9 protein-coding genes are annotated in these 14,843 nt (G+C 69.0%); 2 read left to right on the top strand and 7 right to left on the bottom strand.

Annotated elements, in window-relative coordinates:
• Positions 1–186 precede the first annotated feature (186 nt).
• Positions 187–1,440: an acyl-CoA desaturase gene (locus tag BSY19_RS17480; RefSeq protein WP_069055261.1), complete on the top strand. Its 1,254-nt coding sequence runs from the start codon at positions 187–189 to the stop codon at positions 1,438–1,440.
• Between the two features lie 7 nt (positions 1,441–1,447).
• On the opposite strand, the gene BSY19_RS17475 is transcribed toward BSY19_RS17480, so the two are convergent.
• The 6 genes from BSY19_RS17475 to BSY19_RS17450 all read right to left on the bottom strand — a co-directional run bounded on the left by BSY19_RS17475 (position 1,448) and on the right by BSY19_RS17450 (position 9,120).
• Positions 1,448–2,140 carry a P-loop NTPase family protein gene (locus BSY19_RS17475; protein WP_069055260.1) on the bottom strand — a complete coding sequence of 231 codons (693 nt, stop codon included), beginning with the start codon at positions 2,138–2,140 and terminating at the stop codon, positions 1,448–1,450.
• Positions 2,133–3,242, bottom strand: a complete 1,110-nt coding sequence (locus tag BSY19_RS17470) for an AI-2E family transporter (protein ID WP_069055259.1) — start codon at positions 3,240–3,242, stop codon at positions 2,133–2,135. The genes BSY19_RS17475 and BSY19_RS17470 overlap by 8 nt, the downstream gene beginning before the upstream one ends.
• Before the next feature lie 109 nt (positions 3,243–3,351).
• On the bottom strand, positions 3,352–3,882 hold the full coding sequence (locus tag BSY19_RS17465) for a CDP-alcohol phosphatidyltransferase family protein (RefSeq protein ID WP_069055258.1): 531 nt from the start codon (positions 3,880–3,882) through the stop codon (positions 3,352–3,354).
• Positions 3,883–3,997: 115 nt separating this feature from the next.
• Positions 3,998–5,126 (bottom strand): peptide chain release factor 2 gene (gene prfB, locus BSY19_RS17460; protein ID WP_150129653.1). Its coding sequence is split into 2 segments (ribosomal slippage): positions 3,998–5,056 and positions 5,058–5,126, totalling 1,128 coding nucleotides; the frame shifts between segments, so codons are not numbered across the junction.
• Between the two features lie 117 nt (positions 5,127–5,243).
• Entirely contained in the window at positions 5,244–7,691 is a 2,448-nt protein-coding gene (locus BSY19_RS17455) for a penicillin-binding protein 1A (RefSeq protein WP_069055256.1), read from the bottom strand.
• 148 nt (positions 7,692–7,839) lie between these two features.
• Positions 7,840–9,120 carry an N-acetylmuramoyl-L-alanine amidase gene (locus BSY19_RS17450; RefSeq protein ID WP_236840388.1) on the bottom strand — a complete coding sequence of 427 codons (1,281 nt, stop codon included), beginning with the start codon at positions 9,118–9,120 and terminating at the stop codon, positions 7,840–7,842.
• A 638-nt stretch (positions 9,121–9,758) separates the two neighbouring features.
• Here BSY19_RS17450 and BSY19_RS17445 point away from each other — a divergent pair.
• Positions 9,759–12,518 carry an Rne/Rng family ribonuclease gene (locus BSY19_RS17445; protein WP_069055255.1) on the top strand — a complete coding sequence of 920 codons (2,760 nt, stop codon included), beginning with the start codon at positions 9,759–9,761 and terminating at the stop codon, positions 12,516–12,518.
• Between the two features lie 57 nt (positions 12,519–12,575).
• Here BSY19_RS17445 and BSY19_RS17440 read toward each other — a convergent pair whose 3' ends face one another.
• On the bottom strand, positions 12,576–14,822 hold the full coding sequence (locus BSY19_RS17440; RefSeq protein WP_083247673.1) for a mechanosensitive ion channel family protein: 2,247 nt from the start codon (positions 14,820–14,822) through the stop codon (positions 12,576–12,578).
• Between the last annotated feature and the right edge of the window lie 21 nt (positions 14,823–14,843).

Here is a 14,843-nt window from a genome sequence, read left to right as displayed (position 1 = left end):
CGTCTTCAGCCACCGTAGCGTGACGGTTCGATGACAACCATGTCATTTCCGGCTGCAGGGGCCGGCGAATGTGCCTGCGTCGCCAGGCCCCCTTGCGTGGCGCCGCCCGCTCCTGTTTCGTGCCGCCGCGGGGACCCCATCCCCGGGCGGCCGAACCTGCGCCGTCTGGATTCGACAGAGGCCGTTTTGAGCAGCTCTTCCCATCGTGACGATGGCGACATCGTCTACCCGTCCGCCATTCCCTTCATTCTCGCGCATCTGGCCTGTTTCGGTGCCCTCTGGAGCGGGGTCACCGCGACCTCGGTCTGGCTCGCCATCGGCCTCTACTGGCTGCGGATGTTCGCCGTGACGGGCGGCTACCACCGCTATTTCTCGCATCGCACCTACAGGACCAGCCGAATCGGCCAGTTCGTGCTGGCGGTGCTGGCGCAGTCGACGGCGCAGAAGAGCGTGTTCTGGTGGGCGTCCAAGCATCGCCATCACCACCGCTATGCCGACACCGAGCACGACGTGCACTCGCCGGTGCAGACCTCCTTCGCCTATTCGCATGTCGGCTGGATCTTCAGCCGCGACCACCACGTCTTCGACGATTCGACGATTCAGGATCTGACGAAGTTCCCGGAGCTGCGCTGGCTGCACCGTTTCGAGCTGACTCCGGCCGTGCTGCTGGCGGTGCTCTGCTACGTCATCGACGGCTGGGCGGGGCTCTTCGTCGGCTTCTTCTGGTCGACGGTGGCCGTCTACCACGCCACCTTCTGCATCAACTCGCTCGCCCATGTGCATGGCGACAAGGACTATGTGACCGGCGACGAAAGCCGCAACAACTGGTGGCTCGCCATCATCACCATGGGCGAGGGCTGGCACAACAACCACCATGCCTACCAGTACAGCGTCCGCCAGGGCTTCCGCTGGTGGCAGATCGACCCGACCTACTACATCATCCTCGGGCTCTCGAAGCTGCGCCTCGTCTGGGACCTGAAGCAGCCGCCGCAGGCGGTGATCGAGCGCTCGCAGGCGCTGCCCCCGCGCGTGATCGAGCGCTCCGCCGAGCGGCTGGCGGCGTCCGTCCCGGTCGATCGGGTCGTCAGCGCCTTCCGCGAGGCCTATGCGGCGACACCCGCTCTGCCCGAGCTGCACTGGCCGAGCCTGACGCTGGCCGAGCTGCGGGCGGCGCTGGCCGATCTGCAGGAACGCGCCGGCGACCGCTTCGCGGAGATCCAGAGCCAGGCCGCCGAGGCCTGGGCGCAGTGGGATGCCTCGAGCTGGCAGCTGCCCGTCCTGCCCAGCCGCGAGCAGCTCAACGCCAAGGCCGCCGCGATGTTCGTCAAGACGCCGTCGCTCGACGCCATCGCCAACAGGGCCCATGAGCTGCTGGTCGAGGCGATGCATGCGCGGCTCGTCGCGCTTCCCGTCGAGGCGGCCCCGCGCCGTCTGGGCTGAGGCGGCTTCAGTCCTCGGCGTAGAGGCGCTCCAGCGCCTCGGCCGCGAGGGGCCGCGTGACGCGGCGCCCGCGCTCGAGCGACAGCTTGTCGAGCAGGTCGACCAGAGCGCGCGCCGCCGCGAAAGAGCGCTCCATCCGCAGGGCGAGCATCTCGATGATCATGGTGTCGACCACGAGCTGGCGGTCGATGAAGAGCTTGACCAGGACGGCGCGCAGGAGCGCGTCGTCGGGCGGCTCGATCCGGGCCTCCGGCGCCAGCCGCAGCCGCGACAGCAGATCCGGCACGCGCAGCCCCCATTGATCGGGCGCGGCCCGGGCGGTCAGCAGGAGGTGCCCGCCCCTCGCCTTGACCGCGTTCATCAGGTGGAACAGCGCCGCTTCGTCCTCGAGCCCACGGTCGCAATCCTCGACAACCAGTGCCCCGCCGGAGACCAGATGGGGCACCTTCGCATCCACCACCTCCGCCGCCGGCACGGTCCAGGCATGGGCACGCTTGGCCCAGATGGCGGCGAGATGGGTCTTGCCGGCGCCTTCCGGCCCGGTCAGGCGCAGCCAGGCCTCGGGCCAGTGCGGCCAGGCTTCAACCAGCCCGTAGGCGGCCTCGTTGGACGGCCCGATCAGGAAGTCCTCGACACCATGGCGGCTGTCGACCGGCAGGTCGAAGGCGAGCTGGCGCGGACGGGTGGGCTGCTCAGGCATCGGTCTCGAGGCGCGCCTGAACGGCTGCGGCCTTGGTCGCATCACCGCCATGGTAGATGTTGCTGGCGAGGTATTGCCGCAGGGCGAAGCGGCAGAGCACGCCGATGACCGCCGCGAGCGGCACGGCCAGCAGCAGCCCGACGAAGCCGAAAAGCGAGCCGAAGGCGAGCAGCGCGAACATCAGCCAGACCGGGTGGACGCCGATCGAGTCGCCGACGAATTTCGGCTGGAAGATATTGCCCTCGAGGAACTGCCCGGCGGCGAAGACGGCCAGCGTCGCCAGCGGCCAGGTCCAGTCCGGCCAGAACTGGACGATGGCGACGCCGACCGACAGCACGAGCCCCGTCAGCGAGCCGACATAGGGAATGAAGGACAACAGCCCCGAGATGATGCCGATCAGGGCGCCGAAATTGACGCCGAGCAAGGTCAGGCCCACCGCATAGAAGATGCCGAGCAGCAGGCAGACCAGGGCCTGTCCGCGCAGGAAGCCGGCGATGGCGACGTCCATCTCCTGCAGCAGGCCGCGGATCGTCTCGCGGTGCTCGAGCGGCAGCCAGCCATCGACCGTCGTCATCATCCGGTCCCAGTCGACCAGCAGGTAGAAGGCGATCACGGGCGTCAGCACGAGCAGCGAGAACACCCCGACGATGGCGGTGCCGCCGGTCCAGAGCGACTGGAGCACGCTGCCGACCCATTTGGTCGCCTCGCCGACGAGGTTGCCGAGCGAGTTCTGGGCCTCCTCGGTGAGCTTCGTGCCGCCGAAGCGCTCGAGCCAGGGGCCGCCCTGCTCCAGCACCAGAGTCTGCAGGCGCTGCGCATCCGCCGGCAGCCGCGCCACCAGCCCCGCCAGCTGCTGGCCGAGCAGCGGCACCAGCAGCACCAGCGCGAGCACGAAGATGATGAGGAAGACCACGAGGATGACGATCGTGGCGGCGAGCCGGCTCATCCCGATCCGCTCCAGGCGGTCGGCGAGCGGATCGAGCAGATAGGCCAGCGCCAGGGCCGCGATGAAGGGCAGCAGGACGTCGCGGAACACGACGAGGAACAGCACGAGCACCGCCAAGGACAGCAGCCAGAACCCGATTTGGCGTTGCAGTGTCATCGTCTGGCCTTTCGCGGATCCGGTGGTGCCGTCGAGACATGGAACGGCGGGGTGAAGGTTCCAAGACCTCGCGGAGAAACGCCGTGCCGGGGACGGCACCGTGGCGCGGTCACGCCGCCATGTGGCGCAGCCAGAAGGCGAGATAGGCCGCCATCGAGGCGAGCGTCAACAGCGCCACCACCCCCGAGCCGATCCCGATCGCGAGCCCGGGCTCGAAGCCGAAGGCGCGCGAGCCGAGCAGCAGTGCGGCAAAGAGGAGCTGGGCCAGGGTGTTGAGCTTGCTGACCAGGAACGGCGCGATCGGCAGCGGCTTGCTCATCATCCACGACAGGATCACCGCCGCCACGATCATGACGTCGCGCGAGACCACGAGCACCACGAGCCAGGGCGGAACCGCGCCGACGAGCGCGAGCGTGACGTAAATCGAGACGATCAGCGCCTTGTCGGCAATCGGATCGAGATAGGCGCCGAGATCGCTCGCCATGGCGAAGCGGCGGGCGAGATAGCCGTCGACCGCATCGGACAGCCCAGCCAGGGCGAAGACGAGGAAGGCCGGCATCCAGCGCCCGTCGAGGATCATCATGATCGCGAGCGGCACCATCAGCAGCCGGGCGACGGTGATGAGGTTGGGCAGCGTCATGGGGCGGCTCCGCGACGGATGCGGCAGGACGCTAGTCGATCGGGCCGGAGAGCGGAAATCGCCAGGCGGCGCGTCGCGCTGCGGGGAAGCCCGCGCAGGACGCGCCCGCCTTGGCTCAGTCGATGTCCTCGACCTCGACTTCGGTCCCGTAGACGCGCTGCGCCAGCGAGGCCTCCATGAAGGGATCGAGCGCGCCGTCGAGAACCTCGGACGGAGCGGTCGAAGCCACGCCGGTCCGCAGGTCCTTCACCAGCTGATAGGGCTGGAGCACATAGGAGCGAATCTGGTGACCCCAGCCGATGTCGGTCTTGGACGCCTGCTCGGCATTGGCCTTGTCCTCGCGCTTCTTCAGCTCGACCTCGTAGAGTCGCGCGCGCAGCATGTCCCAGGCCTTGGCCTTGTTCTTATGCTGGGAGCGCTCCTGCTGGCAGGACACCGCGATGCCAGACGGGATGTGCGTGATGCGCACGGCCGAATCAGTGGTGTTGATGTGCTGCCCGCCCGCTCCCTGGGCGCGGTAGGTGTCGATCCGGCAATCCGATTCGTTGATCTCGATGACAATGCGGTCGTCGACGACGGGATAGACCCAGACCGAGGCGAAGGAGGTCTGGCGCCGCGCATTGGAGTCGAAGGGCGAGATCCGCACCAGCCGGTGCACGCCGCTCTCCGTCTTCAGCCAGCCATAGGCATTGTGGCCCTTGAACTGCAGCGTCGCGGACTTGATGCCGGCGGTGTCGCCGTCCTGGTATTCGAGCGTCTCGACCTTGAACTTCCGCCGCTCGCCCCAGCGCCGATACATGCGCAGCAGCATCTCGGCCCAGTCCTGGCTCTCGGTTCCACCGGCGCCGGGATGGATTTCGAGATAGGTGTCGAGCATGTCGGCCTCGCCCGAGAGCAGAGTCTCGACCTGCAGCCGCGCGGATTCGACCTCGACGGCCTTGATGCCGGCCTCACCCTCGGCGATCGAGGCGGCGTCGTCCTCCATCTCGCCGAGCTCGATGAAGGTCAGGGCGTCGTCGAGGTCGCGCTCGAGCTTGAGGATTCCCTCGATCTGGGTTTCGAGCGAGGTTCGCTCGCGCATCAGCTTCTGCGCGGCGTCGGCGTCGTTCCAGAAGTCGGGGCCCTCCGAGAGGGCGTTCAGTTCAGCGAGGCGGCGCTGGGCTTGATCCCAGTCAAAGATGCCTCCTCAGCAGTCCGATCGACTGCTTGGCGTTGTCGAGTTGCGTCTGGATTTCTGGGCGCATGCGATAGGCCTTGATGAATCTGGCGTCGGGATAAGCGGGAACGGGCCCGGTGTAAACGGCATGACGGGCGAGCCCGTCATGCTCGCCCTCATGGCAGGCCCGTCGCTGGAGCGGACGTCAGTAGAGCCCGCCGGTGCCGGAGCCGACGGCGCGACCGCCGCCGGGGGCGACGCTGAAGGGCGTCAGGCCGTCGCCGGCCGCGCCGATGACCGAATAGCTGTCGGGCGGCGCCGTGCCCGGCTTGAAGGCCTCGAGGATTCCGCCCTCGCCGCCCGAGCGCATGCCGGTCTTGGGGTCGACGCGGATCAGCTTGATGCCGGCGGGAACGCGGAACGGCGTCGCCGGCTTGTCCTTGAGCGCCGCCATCATGAAGTCCCGGAAGATCGGCGCGGCATACTGGCCGGCGGTGGCCGAGGTGCCGAGCGACTTCGGCTTGTCGAAGCCCATGTAGACGCCGACCGCGAGGTCAGGCGAGAAGCCGACGAACCAGACGTCCTTGGCGTCGTTGGTCGTGCCGGTCTTGCCCGCGAGCGGCTTGCCGACCGACTTGACCACGGTCGCGGTGCCGGCGTTGACGACGCTCTCCATAATCGAGACCATCTGGTAGGCGGTCAGCGGGTCGAGCACCTGGTCGCGGTTGTCGATCAGGCGCGGCTCGCGCTGGTCGGCCCATTTGTCGGCGCTGCAGCCTTCGCAGACGCGCTGGTCGTGGCGGAAGATGGTCGCGCCCCAGCGGTCCTGGATGCGGTCGATCAGCGTCGGCCGGATCTTCTTGCCGCCGTTGACGAGCATGGCGTAGCCGGCGGTCATGCGCATGACCGTGGTCTCGCCGGCGCCCAGCGACATCGAGAGCACCGGGAGCATGTCGTCATAGACGCCGAAGCGGCGGGCATATTCCGCGATCAGCGGCATGCCGACATCCTTGGCGAGGCGCACCGTCATCAGGTTCTTCGAGAACTGGATGCCGTAGCGCAGCGTGCGCGGGCCGGTCGACTTGCCGTCGTAATTGTCCGGCCGCCACATGCCCAGCCCGCCGCCCTGGTCGATCTCGACGGGCGCGTCGAGGACGATCGAGGACGGCGTGTAGCCGTTGTCCAGGGCCGTGGCGTAGACGAAGGGCTTGAACGAGGAGCCGGGCTGGCGCATCGCCTGCGTGGCGCGGTTGAACTCCGACTGGTCGTGGCTGAAGCCGCCGACCATCGCCAGAACGCGGCCCGAGAACGGGTCCATCACGGTGATCGCGCCGTTGACCTCCGGCAGCTGGCGCAGGCGCACCTGGCCGGGGCGATTCTCCATCGGCTCGACATAGACGACGTCGCCGACCGCGACGGCCTGCGAGACGCGGGCGCGGCGCGTCCACTTGATGCCTTCGGCGCCGAGGGTGACCGTCTCGCGGTCGTTCTTGAGGTGGCCCGAGGTTTCGCGCAGCGGGTGCAGGCCGAGGCGGGCGCTGTCGCCGGCGACGTCGAGGACGACGGCCAGCCGCCAGGGCGCGACATCGCCCAGCACCGGAAGCTCGCCGATGGCGAGGCCCCAGTCGCGGGCGGAGAGCTCGAGCTTCTGGATCGCGCCGCGCCAGCCGCGCGCCTCGTCGAAACGCACGAGGCCGTCGACGAGCGCCTTGCGCGCCATCAGCTGCATCTTGGGGTCGACGGTGGCGCGCACCGAGAGGCCGCCCTCGAGCAGCTTCTTCTCGCCATAGCGGTCCTGCAGCTCGCGGCGGATCTCCTCGGCGAAATAGCCGGCGGCGATGTTGTTGGGCGAGACGGTCCGCGGGTTGACGCCGAGCGGCTGCTTCTTCGCGGTCTCGCCGATCTCGCGCTTGACGAACCCGTTCTCGACCATGCGGTCGATGACGTAGTTGCGGCGCTCGATGGCGCGCTCGCGGTTGCGGAACGGGTGCAGGTCGGTCGGCGCCTTCGGCAGGGCCGCGAGATAGGCGGCCTCGTGCAGGTTCAGCTCGTGGACCGACTTGCCGAAATAGTTCAGCGCGGCGGCGGCGATGCCGTAGCTGCCCTGCCCCGGCGCCGGCGCACCGAGATAGATCTCGTTCAGGTAGAGCTCGAGGATCTTGTCCTTGGAATAGGTCGACTCGATTCGCAGCGCGACCAGCGCCTCGCGAATCTTGCGCTCGATGTTCTGCTCGGAGCCGACGAGGAAGTTCTTCGCCACCTGCTGGGTGATGGTCGAGGCACCCTGCGGCCGCCGGCCGGCGGCGCGGTTGCGGAAGTTGGTGATCGCAGCGCGCACCAGGCCTTCCGGGTCGACGCCGACATGCTTGTAGAAGTTCTTGTCCTCGGCCGAGAGATAGGCGTCGATGACGAGCTTCGGAACCGCCTGGATCGGCAGATAGAGGCGCCGCTCGCGCGCGAATTCGGCGATCAGCGAGCCGTCGCCGGCATGGACGCGGGTCATCACCGGCGGCTCGTAGTTCCGCAGCTGCGCCGAATCGGGCAGGTCCTTGGAGTAGTGCCAGAGCAGGCCGCCCGCGACGGCGGCGCCAATCACGAAGACGATGGCGCCGGCGGCGAACAACCAACCGAAAAGTCGCAGGATAAACCGCATCTCAGGCCCTGGCCCTTGCTTCGCGGACCGCCGGTATCGCAGCCGGCCGGCCCGCTTCAAATCAGCTCTATAACATGACCCACATGGCCAAACCGTGGCCTCGCAACCACATGACGCTTCGTCGCGACGCGCGCTGCCGGCGCCGCGCTCACCGGCGGTTGTCGGCCGCCTTGCCGGCCGGCGCCCGCGCGTTGAGGAAATAGCCATCGACCGCGGCCGCGACTGCGGTCACCGCCTTGATGCGCCATTCGGCGGAATTGAGCAGCTCGGCGTCCTTCGGGCTCGACATGTAGCCGAGCTCGATCAGCACCGAGGGCACGTCGGGCGCGCTCAGGACGCGAAACCCGGCCGACCGCAGCGGGACCTTGTGCATCTTCACCGAGCCGCCGAGCGTCTCGACCAGATTGCGCGCGAATACCGAGGAGAAGGTCCGCGTTTCGCGTTTGGCGAGGTCCATCAGGATCCCGGCGACGTCCTGCGTGTCTTCGCTGGCATCCAGCCCCGCCACCGCGTCCGACTGGTTCTCCTTGGCGGCGAGGCGCGCGGCCTCGGCGTCGGTCGCGCGTTCCGAGCCGGTGTAGACCGTCGCGCCGCGGACCTCTTGGGCCTGCGTCAGCGAATCGGCATGGATCGAGATGAAGAGATCGGCGCCGGCCGCCCGGGCGATGCCGACGCGCTCCGCCAGCGGGACGAAGCGGTCGTCCTCGCGGGTCATCAGCACGCGGTAGCGGCCACTGGCCTCGAGCTGCTCCTTGAGCTTCGCGCCGAAGGCGAGCACGACGTTCTTCTCGGCGATCGCGGCGACGACGGCGCCGGGGTCGATTCCGCCATGGCCAGGGTCGATCACGACCGTCTGGCGCGTCTCGCCCGTGGGCTTGGGCGGCACCGGGGCGGCGGTCGCGGGGGCGGCCTCGGGGATCGGCGCCTGCGCGACGGCCGCCGCGAACTCGGCGCGGCTGGTGCGTCGCAATTCGATGACCAGCTCACCGAAGCCGCCGCGCACCGGGCGTGACTCCGCCTTGGCGACCACGGCTGGCTGGGTGAGCTCGATGATGATGCGGGCACGGTCGGTGGTGAACAGCCCGAATCGGAAGGCGCCGACGACGCCCACGCTCTTGCGGGCGACGGCCGGCTGTACCTGGAAATTGGTCGAGGGCAGATCGATCACGACACGGTCGGGGCCCGAGAGCACCCAGGCCTTCACGTCGAGCGGGCGCGACAGCGCCATGGTCAGGCGAACGGTTTCGCCGATCTGCTCCAGCTTGGCGTCGGTCGCGACCGGAAAGTCGTTCTGCGGGCGATTGTTGGAGACGGCCGGTGCCAGCGCGGCAATGCCCGCGAGAATGCCGAGCCCAAGGCACGCAGGGCGCAGGACCCGACGGATCCGCGCCGCAATTCCGGCCATGAGCGAAGGAGGCGTCAGGTCCATCTTCCCGAGCTGTCGTCACCAAGGCTTAACCATAGCGACGCGACTTCCTAACAGGCCGTTACCACGGGGCGCCCCCGCGGTGAACCGGGCTGCGCAGACCGCACAGCGGCTCCGACGCGATGTGACTTGCAAATCACGGTCACCTGTCTGTAATGGGGACGGTTGCATTGCAAGGCCGCCCATGGTGCGCATCCGGGTCCGTTGACCCGTCGGCGTCCGGGGTCAGACTGCAAGAGGGCAGCCACAATGGATCGTCCGCAGACGGCCGGCGCCCGGTGCCCGTGTTCCACAGCATCAGGCCAGCGTCTCGCGAGCGTGCAAACGCGGTGCGCCTCGCCTTCCGAGGCAGGTGGGCCGCAGGTCAGGACAGATGTCGGGGCATACGACGCCGCATAATTCAACGGTGAATCGTCAATACCTGCGGGACTGCGCCGGGGCTTTCGCCCGGCCGGCTTTCCCGAGCCGCTCTTCTGTCTCGATCGAACACTTCCCCGTCTCAGATGCCGGCATTCGCCGGCTTTTGCTCCTGCAACACGCCGGCGCTCGCCGGCTTCAGCGCGGCGCCCCTGCCCGCGGCCACGGACCTCTGTCCGCAGCCCGGCGGGTATCGCTGGCGGCCGCGCCCATGGAACGTACCTATGGCCAACAAGATGCTCATCGACGCCACCCACCCGGAAGAGACCCGGGTCGTGGTGGTCCGCGGATCGCGGATCGAGGAATTTGATTTCGAGGCTGCCAGCCGCAAGCCCCTCCGGGGCAACATCTATCTCGCCAAGGTGACGCGTGTGGAGCCCTCGCTCCAGGCGGCCTTCGTCGAGTATGGCGGCAACCGTCACGGCTTCCTCGCCTTCTCCGAGATCCATCCCGATTACTACCAGATTCCGGTCGCCGACCGGCAGGCCCTGCTGGCCGACGAGGCCCGCGCCGACCGCGAGGACGAGCGCGACGAGGAGAAGCGCGAGAAGCGCGGCCGCCGCGACCGTGGTCGCCGGGGCGACCGTGACGGGCGCGCCAAGAAGGCCGCGACCGACGAGACCGTCAGCGCCGAGGCCGTCGAGACCGATGGCAAGGAAGCCGCGATGGTCAGCGAGGGCGCTCCGGCCTTCGGCGAGCAGTTCGCTCCCGCCATCGCCGAATCGGCGTCCGAGGATTCGGTCGAGAACGCCGCGCCGCTGACCTTTGAGACCACCGGTGGCGAGGATGCTTCCGCAGCCGAGGCCCGCGACCGGGACGATGACAACGGCCAAGACGACGGCGAGTCGGACGATTCGGGCGACGAGAACGGCCAGGACGACGGCGATCACGAGGAGCCCGAGCAGCTCGGCGGCGGCGACGCCCTCGACGACATGCCGGAGCGCCCGCAGCGCAGCTCGCGCCGCCAGTACAAGATCCAGGAGGTGATCAAGCGCCGCCAGATCATCCTGGTGCAGGTCGTCAAGGAAGAGCGCGGCAACAAGGGCGCGGCGCTGACCACCTATCTGTCGCTCGCCGGCCGCTATTCGGTGCTGATGCCGAACACCGGCAAGGGCGGCGGCATCTCGCGCAAGATCACCAATGCCGAGGATCGCAAGCGGCTCAAGGAAATCGCCCAGGAGCTCGAGGTTCCCGAGGGGATGGGCCTGATCCTGCGGACCGCGGGCGCCTCGCGCACCAAGGTCGAGATCCGGCGCGACTACGAATATCTGATGCGGATGTGGGAAAGCGTGCGCGAGCTGACGCTCGCCTCCGTCGCGCCCGCGCTGGTCTATGAGGAGGGCAACCTCGTCAAGCGCTCGATCCGCGACCTCTACAACAAGGACATCGACGAGGTTCACGTCGCCGGCGACGAGGCCTATCGCGAGGCCAAGGACTTCATGCGCATGCTCATGCCGAGCCATGCCAAGAGCGTGAAGGCCTATCGCGAGCAGACGCCGCTCTTCGCCTCCTTCGGGATCGAGAGCCAGCTCGACGCGATGTTCTCCAACACCGTGACGCTGAAGTCCGGCGGCTACATCGTCATCAACCAGACGGAAGCGCTGGTCGCCATCGACATCAACTCCGGGCGCTCGACCCGCGAGCACAACATCGAGGACACGGCGCTCAAGACCAATCTCGAAGCGGCGGAGGAGATCTCCCGCCAGCTGCGCCTGCGCGACCTCGCCGGTCTCATCGTGATCGATTTCATCGACATGGAGGAGAACCGCAACAACCGCGCGGTCGAGAAGAAGCTCAAGGAGTGCCTGAAGGACGATCGCGCCCGCATTCAGGTCGGCCGCATCTCGGCCTTCGGCCTGCTCGAGATGTCGCGCCAGCGCATCCGCACCGGCGTGCTCGAGAGCTCCTCCGTGCCCTGCCCGCATTGCGCCGGCGCCGGCATGATGCGCTCGGCCTCCTCGGTGTCGCTGCAGATCCTGCGCGCGCTGGAGGAGACCTTGATCAAGAGCGCCTCGCACAACCTCAATGTCCGGACGCGGCCGGAGGTGGCGCTCTACGTGCTCAACCAGAAGCGCGCGCATCTCGCCGATCTGGAGGCGCGCTTCAACATCGCCGTGACCATCAACACCGATGCGACGCTGCTCGGCACCCGCTACTTCGAGGTTGAGCGCGGCGAGTTCGTCGGCAATGAGGGCCGCATCGTTCCGTCCGCGATCAAGGCGGAAGCGGTGCTGTCCGATCTCGACGAGGACGCGCTCGACGCAGCCGCCGAAGCCGAGGCGCAGGACGCCGAAAACGATGTCGGCCCGACCGAGGCCGTGGCCACCGCCGGCCGCGAGGACAAGGCCGAGGGCGAGCGCGGCGAAGGCGGGCGCAAGCGCCGTCGTCGCCGGCGGCGCCGGCGTGGCGGCGAGCGTGACGCCAATGGCGTGCGTCTCGACGGCGGCAGCGACGAGGCCGATGGCGGCGACGACGAGGGTGACGAGGACGGCGGGGAATCGTCTGCGGATGGCGTCGCCGAGGATCGCGTGACCGCATCCGAGCCGGTTGCCGTCAACGCCGAACCGGAAGCCGCTGCTGCTGAGCCGATCGCCGAGGAGAAGCCCAAGCGCGCCCGCCGCGGTCGCAAGCCGAAGGGCGAGGCGGAGCAGCCGCTCGAGGCCGCCGCGGAGACGGTCATCGCCGAGGCTCCTGCAGCCGAGGTCGAGCCCGCGCCCGTCGAGGCCGAGAAGCCCAAGCGCAGCCGCTCGCGCAAGAAGGTCGTGCCGATCACCGAAGCTGGCGAGGCTTCCGAGCCGGTCGCGGCTGTTGCCGCGCCCGAAGCGCCGGCGCCGGTGGAAGCCGCTCCCGTCGCGGAGCCCGAGCCTGCTCCGGCCCCCGCGCCGCGGGTGATCGAGGAGCCGGTCGCGGTGGTGCTGACCCCGCCCGATCCGGACCGCCCGAAGCGCGGCGGCTGGTGGAACAAGCTGGCCGGCCGAGGCTGACGAACCAAGGGCCGCTGCGGGACACCGCAGCGGCCTTTTTCTTGAGCGGAGCAGCGATCAGCCGGCCGCCGGCGCCAGCGGGCTCGGCGGCGGGACGGCGGCGATCGCGGCGGCGCCCGAGGTCGAGCTACCCTCCCCGCCGCGCACGGTCACCGCATTCGAGGCGAAGGGCACCTTGGCCTCGTTCAGGGCGCGATAGACCCGCTTCAGGGCCTCGCGCTGCAGCGTCGAGGCCTGTGCCGGCTTGGCGGTGAATTTCAGCCGGATCACGACGGCGCTGTCGGTGATGTCGGCAACGCCCTGCATCTTGAGCTGGGCGATGAAGTGTGGCCCGAATTCGGGGTCTTCGAGCAGGGCCAGCCCCACCTTCTTGATCGTCTTGCGGGCCTGCTCGATGTCGGCCGAGTGATCGAGCCGGACGTTGAACTTGATCGTCGCCCAGTCGCGGCTGGCATTGGTCAGCTGCTGGATCTGGCCGAAGGGGATGGTGTGGATCTGCCCGCTCTGGTGGCGCAGCTGCATCGAACGCAGCGAGATCTTCTCGACCGTGCCCTTCAGCCGGCCGGTGTCGACATATTCGCCGACGCGGAAGGCGTCCTCCAGCATGAAGAAGACGCCGGAGACGATGTCGCGCACGAGGGCCTGCGAGCCGAAGGAGAGGGCCAGGCCCAGGATGCCGAAGCCAGCGAGCAGCGGGCCGATATCGACGCCCAGGCGCGACAGCACGATCAGGATGGTGAGGCCGAGCACCGCGCCCAGCACCACGCCCCGCAGCACCGGCAGCACCGTGGCGAGGCGGGACGGGACGCTGTCGGCGTGCCCCTCCTCTTCTTCCTCCATCGGCCCCGAGGCGCGGCGCTTCGGGGCGCAGGCGTCGAAGAAGACGCGCAGGAAGACCAGCGCCACCCAGCCGGCGAAGGCGAAGACGGCCACGCCCGCAGCCTGTCGCGAGACCGTGCCGAACTGGGCCGTGCTCATTCCCACGAGCAGCCCCGCCCAGAGCCTGGCCACGACATAGAAGCCGGCGGCCCAGAGCACGCCGACCGCCGCCGCCCGGAACGCGGCGCCGGCCGCCTTCGAGAGCGGCGTCGCCCCGGTGGTCACGGCCCGGCGCGCGGCGCGACAGTCGACGAAACTGCCGATTCCGACGGCGATGATGGGAATGATGACGATCGCCGTCTGGGTGATCGCCGCGGCTTCCGCCCAGCGCCCGCCATCGGACATCATCGCCGCCGCGCGGCCGACGGCCCAGAGGACGACCGCGGTCGCCATGTAGAACCAGGGCGCGGCCAGCGCGATCAGCCTGCGCCAGGGGCCCGGCGAGTCCGAGCCGCCGAGTATCAGCGCGGCGAGGTCGCGGCGCATGTCGTGGAACCACCAGAGCTTGAACAGCAGCGCCACCAGCCCCGACAGCAGCAGCAGGCCGGCCAAGGGATGGGGCCCGGAGCCGACGCGCCCGGCCAGCAGCAGCACGACGATGATGACGGGGGTCACCACCGCATAGACCATAAGCAGCCTGAAATGCCGCTCGGCCCGCGGCATCGGCATCAGCCGCCGCTGGTCGGCGCCGGGCGCGAGCAGGAAGCGCCCGACCGCGGCATAGACCGCGCCGATCGCCGCGCCGTTTGCAAGCGTCGTCAGCGCGATCGAGGCGAGGTCCGCCTCGGGCAGCCAGAGGTTGCGGCAGAGCCTGGCCAGCATCAGCGCCAGCAGGATCGTCGCTCCATCCTGCAGGAGCCCCCAGGAGGATGCGACGAGCCGCGCCGTGAACGTCTCTGACGCCGGCTGCATCCTGCGGCGGAACCAGCTGGCGCTGGCCAGACGGAACGCGCCCGCGACCGCCAGGGCCAGGAGGATGATCAGGCCGATGCGCGCGGAGGCCGAGGGGCCGGTCGTTCCGTTGCGATTTGCCAGCCAGGCCCGCTCCCAGTCCTGCCCCAGTTCGCCGATGCGCGGAACGGAGGCCGTGCCGTAGTCGATGCCCTCGACAATGTGGTCGACCAGCGCGTCGATCGTCGTCTCCGCGGTCTCCGCCGCGGCGATCGCCTTGGGCTCCGGCTTCGATGCAGCGGTGCCGGCCTTGGCCGGTGCGGTGCCTGAGATCCGGATTTCGACCTGGCGCCCCTCGCGCGACAGGGCCTCGACCATGCGGCGGACAGTGTCGGGGGCCTCTTCGCCGGTGAGCGTCAGGATGACCGGCGGCTGTGCTGGCGCTTGCGCCCGGCCCGAAGGCGCCATCGCCAGGACGAGGCCGATAGCCCCCAGCGCCGCGATCAATCCGCGACTCACCAATCCCGAAGCCATGCCGTCACACTCCCCAGCGTC

It is taken from the genome of Bosea sp. RAC05, from assembly GCF_001713455.1.
Lineage (GTDB): Bacteria > Pseudomonadota > Alphaproteobacteria > Rhizobiales > Beijerinckiaceae > Allobosea.
The sequence above is the reverse complement of the archived record's forward strand: the minus strand, read 5'-3'. Positions and strand labels throughout refer to the sequence as shown.